This window comes from Pseudarthrobacter cellobiosi, from assembly GCF_023913815.1.
GTDB classification, from domain to species: domain Bacteria; phylum Actinomycetota; class Actinomycetes; order Actinomycetales; family Micrococcaceae; genus Arthrobacter; species Arthrobacter cellobiosi.
On the sequence record NZ_JAMXBK010000028.1, the window covers coordinates 488079 to 502579 of the forward strand.

General features: G+C 66.1%; 14 protein-coding genes and 2 pseudogenes. 7 read left to right on the forward strand and 9 right to left on the reverse strand.

Features of this window, described 5'->3' with window-relative positions:
- Window positions 1–11: 11 nt before the first annotated feature.
- Window positions 12–1577, reverse strand: a complete 1566-nt coding sequence (locus tag NG701_RS20480; protein WP_252570418.1) for a glycoside hydrolase family 1 protein — start codon at window positions 1575–1577, stop codon at window positions 12–14.
- A gap of 14 nt (window positions 1578–1591) precedes the next feature.
- Here NG701_RS20480 and NG701_RS20485 point away from each other — a divergent pair, with 14 nt between their 5' ends.
- Complete coding sequence (locus NG701_RS20485) at window positions 1592–3211, forward strand: AAA family ATPase (protein ID WP_252570420.1); 1620 nt, start codon at window positions 1592–1594, stop codon at window positions 3209–3211.
- Here NG701_RS20485 and NG701_RS20490 read toward each other — a convergent pair.
- The 3 genes from NG701_RS20490 to NG701_RS20500 form a co-directional block, all read right to left on the reverse strand.
- On the reverse strand, window positions 3160–3537 hold the full coding sequence (locus NG701_RS20490) for a hypothetical protein (RefSeq protein ID WP_252570422.1): 378 nt from the start codon (window positions 3535–3537) through the stop codon (window positions 3160–3162). The two genes, NG701_RS20485 and NG701_RS20490, sit on opposite strands and share 52 nt — an antisense overlap.
- A 43-nt stretch (window positions 3538–3580) precedes the next feature.
- Entirely contained in the window at window positions 3581–3946 is a 366-nt protein-coding gene (locus NG701_RS20495) for a J domain-containing protein (RefSeq protein WP_252570424.1), read from the reverse strand.
- A gap of 73 nt (window positions 3947–4019) precedes the next feature.
- On the reverse strand, window positions 4020–4442 hold the full coding sequence (locus NG701_RS20500) for an Hsp20/alpha crystallin family protein (RefSeq protein WP_252570598.1): 423 nt from the start codon (window positions 4440–4442) through the stop codon (window positions 4020–4022).
- Between the two features lie 143 nt (window positions 4443–4585).
- Here NG701_RS20500 and NG701_RS20505 point away from each other — a divergent pair, with 143 nt between their 5' ends.
- Entirely contained in the window at window positions 4586–4906 is a 321-nt protein-coding gene (locus NG701_RS20505; protein ID WP_252570426.1) for a MerR family transcriptional regulator, read from the forward strand.
- Here NG701_RS20505 and NG701_RS20510 read toward each other — a convergent pair.
- Entirely contained in the window at window positions 4889–5227 is a 339-nt protein-coding gene (locus NG701_RS20510; RefSeq protein ID WP_252570427.1) for an MmcQ/YjbR family DNA-binding protein, read from the reverse strand. The two genes, NG701_RS20505 and NG701_RS20510, sit on opposite strands and share 18 nt — an antisense overlap.
- A 5-nt stretch (window positions 5228–5232) precedes the next feature.
- The gene (locus tag NG701_RS20515) at window positions 5233–6012 is read right to left on the reverse strand and encodes a phosphatase PAP2 family protein (RefSeq protein ID WP_252570429.1); all 780 of its coding nucleotides are present in this window, start codon (window positions 6010–6012) and stop codon (window positions 5233–5235) included.
- 113 nt (window positions 6013–6125) lie between these two features.
- On the opposite strand from NG701_RS20515, the gene NG701_RS20520 reads away from it, so the two are divergent.
- From NG701_RS20520 to NG701_RS20530, 3 genes and pseudogenes are all read left to right on the forward strand, one after another.
- Window positions 6126–7235: a DNA alkylation repair protein gene (locus tag NG701_RS20520; RefSeq protein WP_252570431.1), complete on the forward strand. Its 1110-nt coding sequence runs from the start codon at window positions 6126–6128 to the stop codon at window positions 7233–7235.
- A 118-nt stretch (window positions 7236–7353) separates the two neighbouring features.
- Window positions 7354–8252 (forward strand): annotated as a pseudogene (locus tag NG701_RS20525) (alcohol dehydrogenase catalytic domain-containing protein); the annotation flags it as partial.
- Window positions 8253–8257: 5 nt separating this feature from the next.
- A pseudogene (locus NG701_RS20530) lies at window positions 8258–8689 on the forward strand (FadR/GntR family transcriptional regulator); the annotation flags it as partial.
- Window positions 8690–8887: 198 nt separating this feature from the next.
- Here the strand turns inward: NG701_RS20530 and NG701_RS20535 are convergent.
- From NG701_RS20535 to NG701_RS20545, 3 genes are all read right to left on the reverse strand, one after another.
- Window positions 8888–10732, reverse strand: coding sequence for a S8 family serine peptidase (locus tag NG701_RS20535; RefSeq protein WP_252570433.1), 1845 nt, complete (start codon window positions 10730–10732; stop codon window positions 8888–8890).
- A 190-nt stretch (window positions 10733–10922) separates the two neighbouring features.
- Window positions 10923–11795: an NAD-dependent epimerase/dehydratase family protein gene (locus NG701_RS20540; RefSeq protein ID WP_252570435.1), complete on the reverse strand. Its 873-nt coding sequence runs from the start codon at window positions 11793–11795 to the stop codon at window positions 10923–10925.
- Window positions 11792–12382, reverse strand: coding sequence for an adenylate kinase (locus tag NG701_RS20545; protein WP_252570437.1), 591 nt, complete (start codon window positions 12380–12382; stop codon window positions 11792–11794). The genes NG701_RS20540 and NG701_RS20545 overlap by 4 nt, the downstream gene beginning before the upstream one ends.
- A 410-nt stretch (window positions 12383–12792) precedes the next feature.
- On the opposite strand from NG701_RS20545, the gene NG701_RS20550 reads away from it, so the two are divergent.
- Together NG701_RS20550 and NG701_RS20555 are read left to right on the forward strand one after the other, a co-directional pair.
- Window positions 12793–13245: a hypothetical protein gene (locus NG701_RS20550; protein WP_252570439.1), complete on the forward strand. Its 453-nt coding sequence runs from the start codon at window positions 12793–12795 to the stop codon at window positions 13243–13245.
- Window positions 13246–13334: 89 nt separating this feature from the next.
- Window positions 13335–14501, forward strand: a complete 1167-nt coding sequence (locus tag NG701_RS20555; protein WP_252570440.1) for a COG1470 family protein — start codon at window positions 13335–13337, stop codon at window positions 14499–14501.

Here is a 14501-nt window from a genome sequence, read left to right on the forward strand (position 1 = left end):
TTCCCAGGACACTAGGCGGTGGCACCTGAGGTGGTCACGCCGTCGTCGGGAGATACCGCCGTTTCGGGATCAGCGGCAGTGTCCGGTTCCTCACTGGCGGCCTGCGCGACGGCGGCACCCGCCGTCGCGGCAAGGTTCCGCTCCTCGATGAGCTCCTGAAGCCAGAAGTAGGACGCCTTCGGCGTGCGCTCCAGGGTCTCGAAATCAACATGCAGCAGGCCGAACGGCTGGTTGTAGCCTGCCGACCATTCGAAATTGTCCAGGAGCGACCACACGTAGTAGCCCCGCAGGTCGATGCCCTCTGCGTCACCGCCCGGGGCCGTGGCCTTCAGCGCTGACTCGATGTGGTCCGACAGGTATTTCAGCCGCCGCTCGTCCGGGATGAAGGTGGTGTTGGTGGACTTGTCACGGACGATGATGTCCTCGAAACTCGCCCCGCCCTCGGTGATGATCACCGGCGGCAGATGCGGGTACCGCTCTGCCATCTCTTTCAACGCCACCCCCATGTACTCGGGCTTCACCGGCCAGCCGTAGGAGGTGATGTCCGCTTCGGGCCAGGCCTCGACGTGGAACGGCGTGGAGCCGTTGCCTGCCGCACTCAAGTCACTGCCCATGGCCTCCGCCATGCTCGCCGGCACAGCCCCTTCACCAGGACCGAAAGCCACCTTCGTGGGCATGTAGTAGTTCAGGCCGTAGAAATCCAGCGGCTGGGAGATGATCTCCATGTCCTCGTCCGGATGTTCGAATGAGCCGAAGAACTTCGCGGCGCGGATGATATCCGGATATTGGCCAGTGAGGACGGGGTCCGCGTACAGCCGGTTCTGGGCGATGTCCATCAGGCCCGCACTCATCCAGTCCAGGGGGTTGATGGAGTTCGGGACCATAGGCGAGTACACGTTGGTCATCCCGATCTCGCCTGGGACCCCCGCCGCCCGCAATGCCTGCATCGCGAGCCCGTGGCCCAGAAGCTGGTGGTGCACGGTAGGCAACGCGTTGACCATAAGTGCTTCGCCCGGTGAGTGCAGGCCCATGGTGTAGCCGTTGGTGCTGACCGTGGCGGGCTCGTTGATGGTGACCCATCGGGCAACGCGGTCGCCGTACGCAGCAGCGGCAATCGCGGCGAACTCCCCCAGGCGGTAGGCGGTATCGCGATTCATCCAGCCGCCGGCGTCGTCCAGTGCCAGCGGAGTGTCCCAGTGATAGAGGGTGACCATGGGCGAAATCCCGTTGGCCAGGAGTTCGTCCAGAAGCCGGTCATAGAACGCCAGCCCGGCAGGGTTCACCGGGCCGCTGCCGTTGGGCTGGATCCGGGGCCAGGACAGTGAGAACCGGTACGAGTCGACACCCAGCTGCTTCATAAGGGCAACATCGCCGGGCATGCGGTGGTAGTGGTCGCAGGCTACGGCCGGGCTGTGCCCGCCCACGATGGCACCTTCCTTGGCCGAAAACACGTCCCAGCCCGCCGTGCCCCTGCCGTCTTCAGTAAGGGCTCCCTCGATCTGGAAGGCCGCCGTGGCCACGCCCAGCGTGAAGTCCGCAGGGATGAGGGCGGCCAGGTCCTTGGCGGAAATGTGCATGGATTCAGTCCTTCATGACCGAGAAAGCGTGGAACGGGTACGTCCCAGAATGGCACACGGCAGGGCTGCTGACGAGCGTCGCTGCTAGATCTGAGCATGATGAAAAACTGGGGAAGTTCATCGACGATTTTTCCGAGCTGGTCCAGCTGACGCAGGCCGGAAACCACCGGCAGCAGGCGGGCAAGCGGCTGCTTGAGGCGCTGACGGAGCACCCGGGTGAGTCGGCTGAAGGCCTCTCCGTGGTTGTGGAGAACATCCTGCCGCACCGGTTTGTGGACGCGGACATCCTGATGGCGGAGTTTGCCGGTCAGGATCCGGACAGCCGGCTGGTGGGCATCGGCGGCGGCGGCCAGCGGCACCACCAGTCGCTCAGCGACATGGTGCAGCACTCGCAGCTGTTTCCCCAGTTTCCCCTGTCCCAGCCCGAGTACACGAACCTTGCCGTGGGGCCTGACCAGCAGCGCCAAGCGGTGGCCATAGGGCTCTGGCTCTTCAGCCGCGAAGGGCACAGGCTGGCCGTATTGCAGCGCGACGCGGCCCCGTATACCGGGCGTCAGTCCGCCACTTTGGAAGTGCTGGCCGCCCGGCCGGAAGCAGCCACCGGATTCCTGGCCGAGTTCCGCCTCCGGATGGACAACAACAGCGTCCTCAAGGGACAGGTCATCTCCTTAGTCATGTCCGAGTACGGGCCGAGCACCGCGGGGGTGACGTTCCACCACCGCCCCAGCCTCCCGGCGTCGGACGTGATCATGCCCGACGGCCTGCTGCAGAAGGTCGCGGACCACACCGTGGGCATCGCCACGCACCGGGCGTCCCTCAAACAGCACGGCCAGCACCTCAAACGCGGCATCCTGCTGTACGGCCGGCCGGGGACCGGCAAGACGCACACCGTGCGCCACCTGCTGAGCCAGAGTGAAGGTTCGACGGCGATCCTCCTCTCGGGCGGTTCCCTCGCCAGGATCTCGGAGGCGGCACGCATGGCGCGGGCGCTGCAGCCCTCGATCGTAGTGCTGGAGGATTGCGATCTCATCGCCGAGGACCGGAGTTTCGGGCACGGGCCGCAGCCGCTGCTGTTTGAGGTGCTCGACGCCATGGATGGCCTGGATAACGACGCCGACGTCGCGTTCGTGCTCACCACCAACCGGCCGGACATGCTGGAGCGGGCGCTGGCGCAGCGCCCGGGCCGGGTGGACCTCGCGGTGGAGATCCCGCTGCCGGCCCATGCCGAGCGGGTCAGGCTGCTGGGACTGTACGGCCGCCTGGTGGCGTTCAGCCCGGCGGCATTTGATGCCGCCGCGGAACGGACGGCGGGAACCACCGCATCCTTCGCCCGGGAACTGGTCCGGCGGGCCGTGGTGGCTGCGGCGCTGGATGACGCGCCGGTGTCCGATTCGCACCTGGCGGCCGCCGTGGAGGACCTGATGGCCGACGCCGAAACCCTCACCCGCAGCCTGCTGGGCAGCGGCACGGACGCGGCCGGTTCGCCGGGATTCCCGGGGCCCGGATTTCCAGGGCCGGGTTTCCCGGGCCTGGTATGCCAACGTCCGGCATCCCGGGACCAGGCCTCGCAGGATGAGCCGACTCATTGTGAGCCGAACAGAAATTCCTTGGCGTGGGCAACAGCCTTCCGGTAGGCATCGTTCCGGAGCGTGACGAGTTGCTCCGTGTCGTCTTCGGCCGGCTCCAGGTAGCCGGTGTATCCGGGCCGGAGCACCCAGATATCGCCGGCGGGCGGAAGGTAGAACACTCCGAAGGACCGCTGCTGTTCCTCTTCTGCGGTCCACACGGGCACAACGGCCAGGGCCGCGCCGGTGACGGGGTTGATCCATTGGGCCCTGGGCAACGGCTCTTCGTGGGCTTCAGGGTTCAGGAACGGCGCGGTGCCCTTGCCCCAGCGTTGCTCGAAGCGTTCGTGGAACGCGGGGATCAGGTGGGAATCGTAGCGGCGCCACTCGGTCATTGTTGTCCGCCTCCTCGCGGTTGATGGCTGTCGTCTTTCGGGCCTACGTCCACGGACCGCTTTCCCAGCGCACGGGCGTGATTCTTATGGTGTTGCCAGCCGGAACATCCCTGCTATTGACCTTTCGGACGGGGATTACGATCGGACCAGCGCCCCTCGCGCTTATGCCAGTGCAGCTCCGGTCGTAGGCTGCGCGCCGCGCCGGGTCGCGCAGGACGAAGAATGCCTGCATGATCTGCAGCAGCTCGCCACGGGACAGGTCGCCGCCAGCTTTTGCGCCGTCTGGTGCGCCGCCGCCAAGGTCCGGATGATGGGTGCGCATGAGCGCCCGATAGGCGCGGGAGATCTCCTGCTGGCTGGCAGCGGGCTCCACCCGCAGCACGTCGTAGTAGTCCGCCTGGCTGGTCATGGTGGCTTCCGGGAATACTCATGGGTATGGGCGCGGGGCGCCGGTAGCAGGCTGCCGGCGCCCCGGGGAAGGGCTAGCCTCCGATTTCGTGCAGCTGGCCCTTTGTTTCGATCTCGATCTTGCGCGGCTTGGCCTGCTCCGCCACCGGGATCCGCAGGGTCAGGACCCCCTGGTCGTAGCTGGCCTTGATGTGGTCCGTGTCCAGGGTGTCGCCCAGGATCAATTGGCGGCTGAACACCCCGCGGGGACGTTCGGAGGCCACCAGTTCAATGTTGGGCTGGGTCGGATCGAGGCGCTCCGCCCGGACCGTCAGGACATTGCGCTCGACGTTCAGGTCCACGGTGTCCACCTTGACACCCGGAAGGTCGAACGCGACCACGAATTCGCCGTCTTCCTGCCAGGCGTCCATGGGCATGGCTGCCGGCCGTGCCGCCGTTCCAAAGACCTGCTGGGTGAGCCGGTCCAGCTCACGGAACGGATCCGTGCGCATTAACATCATTTCCCACTCCTTCAGCGTGAAGTTGTTGATTTTGATCGCATTACCCACCGCTCCACTTATCTATGGTGGTGGATATAGATTTTTTATAGCACTCGTGGGAAGCTGAAGCAAGACAACTTTGGAGGAAATTTGGAGCTGACGTGACAGGGCCCACTTCAGGGCATGAACCGTTGCCCACGGCCGGACGGGCACTGTATGCCATCTCCGTGGCGGCCCAGCTAACGGGCACAGGCCAGCAGAACATCCGGCTCTACGAGACACGGGGCCTGCTCACGCCCGCCCGAACCTCAGGTGGTACCCGCCAGTACAGTGATGCCGATATCGCCGTACTCCTGCACATCGGGGAACTGCTGGAGCAAGGACTCAACCTGGCCGGCATCGCAAAAGTCCTGGAACTTGAGGCCACCAACGCCAGGCTGCACCGTGCCCTCAAACGTGCGCGGTCACTCCCCGAGCTCTAGTGTCCTGCGGCTGGTCCGGACCCCAGACCGCCCGCCAGCCGGTAGGAATCCTCCAGCAGTTCTCCGAGTTCGTCGGCCGATGCGGGCCAGCCGGACCAGCACCAGCTGCGGCGATCGCTCATGGTGCGGAGTCCAGGAATACGTCTCGGGTTCCGTACCGGCCAGCGCCTCCCGCTCGGTTGTCTTCACCGTCAGCACGCCGTCCTCCCACATGCGCGCCATCAGGGCCTTCGCGAACCACGCGGGCTGGTCCCAGCTGCTGCGTTCGGTGACACCGGGCAGCGGCAGGCACATCCGCCGCACATCGTCCTCGGTTGCCATCGCGGCTAATCCCCCGGCGCGTCCGCTTTGGAGAGCTCGCCGGTGATCCGTTCGCCGGGGATCCGGGCGGTCCGCCACGTATCCAGGGCGATGACGGCACCGAGGATCAGCAGCGAGAGGGAGACCGAGGCCATGGCGTCGCTGAGCCAGTGGTAGCCGAGGTACAGGCGGCTCAGCGCAGCTAGAACAACGCCGATGCCCGCGCCAACGAAGCCGATGGCGGCCGTCCTCCGGTTTTTCCGCCGCGAGAACACCAGGAAGGTTGTCACCAGCAGGAAGTCGCAGGCACCCAGCACATGGCCGGACGGAAACGAGAACGTGTGGTCGGCGCCGAACAGCATCAGTTCCACCGGGGGCCGCGAGCGCTGGACGATCGCCAGGATGATCTGCGATATCACGACGCCTGTGAGCATCGCGGCGGCGAGCACGATGGGCCGCCAGGCGTGTTTCGCCGCGACCCCCCAGACCACCGTCACCACCAGCACGATGATGGGCAGGGCGACGGGACCGAAGACCACCGCGAGGAAGATCATCACCGCGGTGAGGGACTCTGACCGAAGCGAGAGCAGCCAGTCGCGGATGGATTCGTCGAGACCCCACGGGCCGGTGTTGCTCTGCAGGACGCCCACCAGCGTGGCGATAAACAGCAGGGCTCCCACGGCGATAAGGACCATCGCCGTCCGGTACAGGGCTTTGCGCGCGGCCGGTTCCATGAAGCGTTCCTCCACCACGAACTTGTCATGGAAGGTCCGCCAAAGACTGTTCTTGCGTGCCTGCTCTGCCATTGTGATTCCGTCCGTGCGCCGTAAAGGAGAGTGCTTAGGGTGAAGATTATCCCTTCTGGGCGGTGTTGGCCCCTGCCGCCGGGCATGTCAGCCCGCCGGGGTAGCCTGACTCAATGGGCGCGATGAATGAGCTGATCAACCGGCAGGGCGTGGAAACACTGGCCCGGATCCTGGCTGAGGCCGCTCCCGGATCGGACTGGCCGCACGTCGCTGCTGCCGCCGCACAGTTGGACGACTTGAGCCTGCGCGGCCGGACGGATGCGGTGAGCAGCGCCCTGCTGGCGGATGTGCGGCAACTTCCGGATCCGGGATATCCGACGGCGGCGCGCATCTTCCGGAGCGCACTTTCCGGCGCCGGTTTCACAGGTTGGATCCTCTGGCCGGTATCCGAAACGGCCGTCACGCTGGCCCTCGAATCTGGCGCCGCGCCTGACTTTGACGACTGCCTGGCCCTCCTGGCCGAACTGACCCCGAGGCTCACCGGCGAGTTCGCCATCCGCCGGCTGCTGGCCGCGGACCTGGAGCGTTCCCTCAAGATCATCCAGGGCTGGACCGGGCATCCGGACGAGCATGTCCGTCGGCTGGCCAGCGAGGGGACGCGGGCGTACCTCCCGTGGGCGGTGCGGGTACCCGCCGTCGTCCTTCATCCGGAGGCGTCCCTCCCGATTCTGGACGCCCTGTACCGGGACCCTTCGGAGTACGTGCGGCGCTCGGTGGCGAACCACCTCAACGACGTGGCGCGGCACGCGCCCGCTCTGGTGGTGGCAACGGCGGCTCGCTGGCTGGCCGCCCCGGACGCCAACACCGCATGGGTGGTCAGGCATGGCCTGCGGACCCTGATCAAGAAGGCCCACCCCGGTGCGCTCGCGCTGCAGGGGTTCACGCCGGCGTCGGTGGCTGTCACGGGGCCCCGGCTGGACCGGAACTCGGTGGCCATACCGGGTGAACTGGCTTTCGACTTCGCGATCGCCAACACCGGGAACTACAATGCGCGCCTCGCGGTGGACTACGTGGTCCACTACGTCAAAGCCAACGGCACGCAATCGGCCAAGGTCTTCAAGATCGCGGCGCTCACCCTCGCCGCCGGTGAGACCCGCACACTCTCGAAGCGTCATGCCTTCCGGCAGATGACCACCCGGGTGCACCGCGCGGGGGTCCACGCCCTGGAGCTGCAAATCAATGGGATCCGGCACGGGCACACGGAGTTTGAGCTGCAAGTCTGAGTTGGGAGGCACTGCGGGTACCTGTATCAACAGCCACTCCCACACTTGCGGAATGTGCGGTTGGCTATTGAAGGAACACCCGGGCTCCTGCCCCTGACGAAGTGATGAGGAAACGAAAATGCGAGCAACCATCATGTATGGCGCCGGCGACGTGCGCGTGGAGAATGTGCCCGACCCCGTCATCCAGAATCCGACCGACGCCATCGTGCGGATCGTCAATTCCTGTATCTGCGGCTCCGACCTGCACCCCTACCACGGCATGCCCTCGTCCAGGCAGGGCAGCCCCATGGGCCACGAGTTCATCGGCGCCGTCGAGGAAACGGGCAAGGACGTGTCCACCCTGAAGAAGGGGGACTTCGTCATCGCCCCGTTCGCCTGGTCCGACGGTACCTGCGATTTCTGCCGTGAAGGCCTGCAGACCTCCTGCCGCCACGGCGGGTTCTGGGCCTCCGGCGGCATCGGCGGCGCCCAGGCCGAGGCCGTCCGCGTCCCGTTCGCCGACGGCACGCTGGTCAAGGCCCCGGTGGGTGAGGACAGCGAGCTGCTGCCGTCGCTGCTGACCCTCTCGGACGTCTACGGCACCGGCTACCACGCCGCCATCAAGGCAGGCGTCAACGCCCGGACCACGGTCACGGTCATCGGTGACGGCGCCGTCGGGCTGATGGCGCCGTCGGGCTGATGGCGGTGCTGTCCGCCAAGCAACTCGGTGCCGAGCAGATCATCCTGATGGGCCGGCACAAGGCCCGCACTGACCTTGGCATCGAATACGGCGCCACCGACGTCGTCGCCGAGCGCGGTGAGGCCGGCATCGAGAAGGTGCGCGAGCTCAGCGGCGGCGACGGAACGCACACCGTGCTTGAGTGCGTGGGGTACCGGCCGGCGTACGATCAGGCCCTCGGCGTTATCCGCCCGGGCGGCGTCATCAGCCGGGTGGGCGTGCCCCAGTACGAGGACGCTCCGATTGGTTTCGGCTCCATGTTCGGCCCGAACATCACGCTCACCGGCGGCCCCGCCCCAAAGGCATGCTGGCATCCCGCAGGCGGTTCGGCACCGTGGTGCAGCCCGAAGAGGCGTGGAACCTTTACGATCCCCAAGTGATCCGCTGGCGGCTGGCCTCGTCCCGCCGCCTGGAGCAGCTTCAGGCCCTCAACGAGCTCCGCGGCGCGATCGAACCGCAGGCTGCCCGGCTCGCGGCCGAACGGGCGTCCTGGGATGCCGGCAGCGATCTGGTCTCCCGGGCAGCGCGGCTGTGGGCGGCCGGCCAGCGCGGCGACAGCGACGAATTCCTCCGGCTGGACGTGGAGTTCCATGCCGCCGTCCTCAACGCATCAGGAAACGCCATGTTTGCCCAGTTCCAGACTCTTGTGGCCGAGGTCCTCACCGGCCGGACGGAGCACGGCCTGATGCCCCATCTGCCTCATCACGAAGCACTGCAGCTGCACGTGGACGTGGCCAGCGCCATCCAGCGGGGCGAGGCCGGCGCCGCCCATGCCGCCATGAGCAGGATCGTGGAACAGTTCGCCGAAGAAGTGGGCCATATCTGGTCCCAGCACCACCAGGGCGAGGCGCCGGATGCGTCCCCGCGGCACACAACAGAGGCCGACGGCGCCCCCCCAATTGCCGCCGTCGGCCTCCCTTTCCCCCACCGACAGCTAGAAAGAACCCGTGGTGAACTGCCATGTCCTGGTGGCCAGCTGATTGCCTGCGAGGTCTCGGATGGACGTCCCGCCGCCGGTGACGGTCACCGTGTATTTCGTCTTGGCCGCAAGGCTGTTCTGCGGGTCCAGGATCCACTGATTTGTGGTTCCGTTGCGGAAGACGGCAGCCGGGACCACAGCCCCGGTGGCCGCGTTCTTCACCGTGAACGTGGCGGTGCTGACCCCCTGGACCGGCTCACTGAAGGTCACCGACAGGTTGTTGTTCCGCCTGACCAGGAGGGAGTTGCTGCCCGGCGTGAACCCTGTAACCGTGGGCGCCGGGCCGGTGGTGAACGTCCAGCTCGTGCTGGCCAAGGGCGTGCCCTCGGTGTCGCGGATGGCGGTGGCGCCGCCCACCAGCGTCGCCGTGTAGGTGGCATCCACGGCCAGGTTGGCGGACGGATCGAGGGTGGCCGTTTTCGTTGTCGCGTTGTAGCTGACCGTTGCCGGGATGGCGGTGCCGGCGGCGTTCCGGAGCGAAAATGTTCCGGCGCCAACACCCTGGACGGCCTTGCTGAACGTGGCCGTCACATTGCTGGCCACGGGTACCGCCGTCGACAGTGCTGCGGGTGATTTGGCCGTAACTGTGGGGGCAGGCGCCACGGGTGCCGGTGCCGGTGCGGGCGCGGGTGCCGCCGCGTACAGCAGGCGGTTCGGCGTGCCGGTCCCGGTGCCCGTGATGACTCCGGCGGTGGCGTTCGAGGTCAGCGCCGAAGCAATCTGGGCCGGTGTGAGTGCCGGGTTCTGGGACAGCAGCACCGCCGCGGCGCCTGCCGTGTGGGGCGCTGCCATGGATGTGCCGGACATGGACGCGGTTGCGGTGTTTGAGGTGTACGACGCGGAGACAATGCCGACGCCAGGTGCATACAGATCCACGCAGGAACCGAAGTTGGAGAAGGAAGCCTGGCGGTCGGCGGAATCGCTGGCCGCCACGGTGACCGCTGCGGGGAGCCGCGCCGGCGAGCTCCCGCAGGCGTCCGCGGCGGAGTTGCCGGCGGCAACCACTGCCGTGACGCCGTCGTTGATGACACCCTGGAGCGCGGAATCCACAGCCGCGCTGGCCGCCCCGCCCAGGCTCATGTTCACCACGGCGGGCGTTCCGGCGGCGTGGTTGCCGGCGATCCAGTCCAGGCCGGCCACAACGTCGGAGTTGAAACCGGAGCCGGAGCAGTCCAGGACCCTGACGGGGACGATCGTCGCCGCCTTTGCCACGCCGTAGGTGGTTCCGGCCACCGTTCCGGCCACATGGGTGCCGTGGCCGTTGCAGTCGCCGGATCCGCGGCCATCGGCCACTGCTGTCCAGCCTGCTGCCACGCGGCCGGCAAACTCTGTGTGCGAGGCGAGCACGCCGGTATCCACCACGTAAGCGCTGACACCGGCGCCGGCGGCGGTCCAGGTGTAGGAACCGGAGAGCGGCAGGGCCCGCTGGTCCACGCGGTCCAACCCCCATGGCGCGGGCTGCTGCGTTGCGGAGAGTGTGATGGGGGCGTCCACCTCCACCGAGGCGACGCCCGCCGAGCGGGACAATGCCGCGGCTTGCGCCGGCGATGCCGTAACCACGGCGCCGCGCAGGGCGTGGGTAAAGGAGCGGCCGACGCCGATGCCCTGGGACTTCAGGCGCGCCGCCTCGGCCGGGACGTCCGTTTCCGCGGCGTAGCGGACCAGGTAGCGGACGTTTGCGTCGGTGCCGGCGGGGGCAAGGGCCGGCTCAACGGCCCCGGCGGGCAGGCCCGAGGCGGTCATTGCCACGGCAGAAATCAGCATGGCGGCAGCGGGCAGCACAAAACGGAAGGTGCGCATGGTGGGGTCCTAGCGTGGCGGTCTGGACTGTTGCGGGCGGCAGAGAATCCCCGCCTATCACCAGATTAGGAGCCCGCCACGCGCCGCGGCCGGGAATTGAGCTGATCCTGCGCCAACCCTTCGGCGCCTGCGGAATTCTTGAGGGACCGCCCTCCTCAGTGGCCTGCTTTCGGGTTCAGCCTTCCGCGATTCAGTCTTCCGTGGGCGTGGTCCTGTTGGAGTGGTAGGTCCGCCACGTGTGTTCAGGCTCGTAGCCCAACAGGCGCCGGGCCTTGTCGATGGACAGCATAGTCTCGTGTTCGCCCAACTCCTTGGTCACGGTGACGTTGGGGAACACCTCCGCGGCGAGGCTGGCGCTGGAACGCGTCATGACAGTGTCCGCGTTCGCGATGATGAAAGCCTGGAACCCGGGCTGGCCGTTTTCCAGCGCACGCGCCACAGCCTGTGCGCCGTCGCGCCCGTCGATGTAGCCCCAGAGGTTCCACTTCCGCGCACTGGCGTCCGAATCGAACGACGGGAACCGTTCGTAGTCCTCAGGATCCATGACGTTGGAGAACCGCAGGCCCGCAATGCTGAGCTCCGGATCCCAGCGCGTCAGCTGGATCGCCATCTGCTCCTCGAGGTGCTTCACGAGTGAGTACGTGCTCTCCGGCCGGGCCGGGTATTCCTCATCCACCGGGATGTAGGGAGGGTCGACGTCGAACGGCAGTCCCAGCACCGTCTCGCTGGAGGCGTAAACCACCTTCTTGATGCCGGCCCGCCGCGCCGCCTGGAAGACGTTGTAGGTCGAGAGCATGTTGTTCTCGAAGGTGGCGGCATCCGGGATGATGCCAGGCGCCGGAATGGCTCCCAGATGGACGATTGCGTCGAAGCCGTCATGCCGGTCGTCGAGACCGAGGAACACGTCAAGGACCTGACCATAGTTGCGCAGGTCCACGATTGCCAACCCGCGGTGCCGCTCCCCCGCCCGGTCCAGGTTCAGCACCTGGTGGCCGTCGTCGGTCAGCCTGCGGACCACATGCCGTCCCAGTTTTCCGCTGCCGCCGGTCACTGCAATTCTCATGGGGATACTCCTGCTGCTAGGAATTTTTCGACGGCGGCAATGGCACGTGTGGTGATGGCGCCGGGGTCACCGCTGCCGTCCACCGAAACCACCATGCCCCGGCCGGCGTAGACCGCCACGACCTCGTGGGTTTCGCGGTGGTAGAGGTCCAGCCGGTGCCGGAATACTTCGATGGTGTCGTCCTCCCGGCCCTGTTCCTTGGCCCGCTGCAGCATCCGTTGCTCGAGTTCGGAATCCGGTGCACGGAGTTCCACCACGGCGTCGAGGCGGTGGCCTTGGGAGGCCAGCATGTTGTCCAGTTCCATGACCTGGGGAGCTGTCCGTGGATACCCGTCCAACAGGAAACCGAGCTGCAGATCGGCGTCGAGGAGCCGGTCCTTGACCAGGGCGTTGGTGAGATGGTCCGGCACAAAAGCACCGTCGTCGAGATACTTGGCGGCCTCAACGCCCAGCGGAGTCTCCTGGCTGACATTGGTCCGGAAGATTTCGCCCGTGGATACGTTCGGAATGCTGAAGTGCTTGGCGATATGCACCGCTTGGGTGCCTTTCCCTGAGCCCGGCGGCCCGATGATGAGCAGTCTGGTCATGTTCCTGTCCCTCCGCGGCGTCCTTGCCGGCTGGTCTCGGGTCCACCGTCGGCAGCGCCAACGTGTGCTTCATTCTGCCCATAAGTCGCAGCACAACACCAGCCTCCGGGAAGGGATCCGGAGGCTGGCGTTGTTGTGAAGGGTCTGCCATGCCTGCGGGGAGTCGCCTATCTCTGTGCCCGCCTGTCCCTGTCCCATTCGACGCAGGAGTCGGCCGCGTAAACCAAGTAGACCAAGTAGGACGAGAAATTTTCGGCGAAAGAAGACAAGTACCCACCCACGTTGTTACGGGTATTGCCGCATGGAACCTTTGGGGCTATCGGTACTCAGCCAGGGGCCGCAGACAGCCAAACAGAAACACCGGCCGGCACAGCGAGTGCTTCGGTCTCAACAAAAAAGGGGAAATCCTCATGCGCAAAATGTCCAAGAAGAACAAGATCGTGGCAGTTTGTGCCGCTGCCGTCCTGACCGGAGTGGGAGGCGGAGTGGCCTTCGCCTACTGGACCACCACGGGTTCCGGTACCGGCTCCGGAACGAATGAAACGTCCAACGGCACGGTTGTCCTGACCGCCGCTGTCCCTAGCTTGCTTACCCCCGGTGGCAGCGGCACAGTGACCTACACGGCGAGCAATGCCGGCTCGTCGAGTCTCCAGGTCGGGACCATCCACGCCGTCGTGAGCACGAGCGACCCGCTGTGCCTCCCGGCAGACTTCACCATTGCCGACGTTGTCTCCAATACGACTGTGCCGGCGGGCAGCCCGAGCACTGCTGTCGGTTCCTCAACATTGTTCTTCGCCGACACGGCCGTGAACCAGGACGCTTGCAAGGGGGCTCTCATCACGCTAACCCTGACCAGCGACTAATGACACCGTCGCTGGGCCGGCCGCTGATGCCCGGCCCAGCGACGGATCCATCCACCATTTAAAGCACACTCATTCAGAAGGGGTACGAGATGCAGAAGCAACGATGGTCCTTCCCGCCGTCCGCTCGCCCGGCCAGGACCGTTGTTAAGCTGCTGCTGCTCGGACTGCTGGTCATGCTGGTCCCGGCCGGCGCATTAATCGCCGCCAGCCAGAACGCCAAGCCGGGCATCACCCTGCAGATCTCGCCTGCAAGTCAGTCCATTGAGCGAGCCAAGACCGCCAGCTACGTGGTGACCGCTACGTCAACAGGCGGTTTTTCCGGTGCCGTCTCGCTGAGTGCCAGCGGTCTTCCCGCCGGATCCTCGGCCGCCTTCTCGCCGTCGTCGGTCACGCTGAGCCCGGGAAGCCCGGGGAGCCCGGGGACGACAGCGACGGCAACGATGAATGTGTCGACCAGCCAATCCACCCCAATCGGGACCTACAGCCTTGGCATCAAGGGGAGCAGCGGCAAAGTCAGCGGCACCGTTTCGGCCGGGCTGACCATCAATTACCCCATCTCCAGTTCATTCTCGATGAGCGCGACGCCTGCATCCGTGACCATGCCGCCTGGTTCCATCGGTGTGTATTCCATCCAATTGTCCCGCAACAACTTCGCCGGACCGGTCAACCTGAGCGTGATGGGCGGACTGCCATCAGGTTCCACCCCCGCCTTTGCGCCGAACCCCGCCACCGGGAACTCTTCGACGTTGGAGATCGCCACAGCCTCCAACGCTCCGAACGGCACCTACACGCTGTACCTGGTCGGCTCCGGGCCCGACGCCAACGGCAAGACCCAATATGCGTATGCCAGCGCCCAACTGGTCATCGACTCCACACTCAGAAATTTCACCCTCTCCGGAAACTTGGCGCGCCAGCTAGCGCCGGGCACTTCCGTTCCGCTGGATCTAGGCATCACCAATCCGAACAACAAGACATTGGGGGTGACCAACCTGTCGGTCTCGATCAAGAGCGTGACCCGGACTGCAGACGCCATCGCCCGGAACCTGCCGTGCGGGACTGGCGACTACACGGTGACCCAGTACAGCGGCCCCTACCCGCTGACAGTGCAGCCCGGCAGCAGCACCTCACTTTCCGGTCTGCGCATCGAATCGACCCAGTGGCCGCAGTTCAGAATGCTCGATACGCCCGCCAACCAGGACGGATGCAAGGGTGCAACCCTCCAACTGGTTTACTCCGGATCAGGACAAGGTAATTGA

What these genes read in the sequence shown, in the direction of transcription:
- NG701_RS20480 (WP_252570418.1), bottom strand. Translation starts at nt 1,577, where the DNA reads ATGCACATTTCCGCCAAGGACCTGGCCGCCCTCATCCCTGCGGACTTC.
- NG701_RS20485 (WP_252570420.1), top strand. Translation starts at nt 1,592, where the DNA reads ATGACCGAGAAAGCGTGGAACGGGTACGTCCCAGAATGGCACACGGCA.
- NG701_RS20490 (WP_252570422.1), bottom strand. Translation starts at nt 3,537, where the DNA reads ATGACCGAGTGGCGCCGCTACGATTCCCACCTGATCCCCGCGTTCCAC.
- NG701_RS20495 (WP_252570424.1), bottom strand. Translation starts at nt 3,946, where the DNA reads ATGACCAGCCAGGCGGACTACTACGACGTGCTGCGGGTGGAGCCCGCT.
- NG701_RS20500 (WP_252570598.1), bottom strand. Translation starts at nt 4,442, where the DNA reads ATGTTAATGCGCACGGATCCGTTCCGTGAGCTGGACCGGCTCACCCAG.
- NG701_RS20510 (WP_252570427.1), bottom strand. Translation starts at nt 5,227, where the DNA reads ATGGCAACCGAGGACGATGTGCGGCGGATGTGCCTGCCGCTGCCCGGT.
- NG701_RS20515 (WP_252570429.1), bottom strand. Translation starts at nt 6,012, where the DNA reads ATGGCAGAGCAGGCACGCAAGAACAGTCTTTGGCGGACCTTCCATGAC.
- NG701_RS20520 (WP_252570431.1), top strand. Translation starts at nt 6,126, where the DNA reads ATGGGCGCGATGAATGAGCTGATCAACCGGCAGGGCGTGGAAACACTG.
- NG701_RS20535 (WP_252570433.1), bottom strand. Translation starts at nt 10,732, where the DNA reads ATGCGCACCTTCCGTTTTGTGCTGCCCGCTGCCGCCATGCTGATTTCT.
- NG701_RS20540 (WP_252570435.1), bottom strand. Translation starts at nt 11,795, where the DNA reads ATGAGAATTGCAGTGACCGGCGGCAGCGGAAAACTGGGACGGCATGTG.
- NG701_RS20545 (WP_252570437.1), bottom strand. Translation starts at nt 12,382, where the DNA reads ATGACCAGACTGCTCATCATCGGGCCGCCGGGCTCAGGGAAAGGCACC.
- NG701_RS20550 (WP_252570439.1), top strand. Translation starts at nt 12,793, where the DNA reads ATGCGCAAAATGTCCAAGAAGAACAAGATCGTGGCAGTTTGTGCCGCT.
- NG701_RS20555 (WP_252570440.1), top strand. Translation starts at nt 13,335, where the DNA reads ATGCAGAAGCAACGATGGTCCTTCCCGCCGTCCGCTCGCCCGGCCAGG.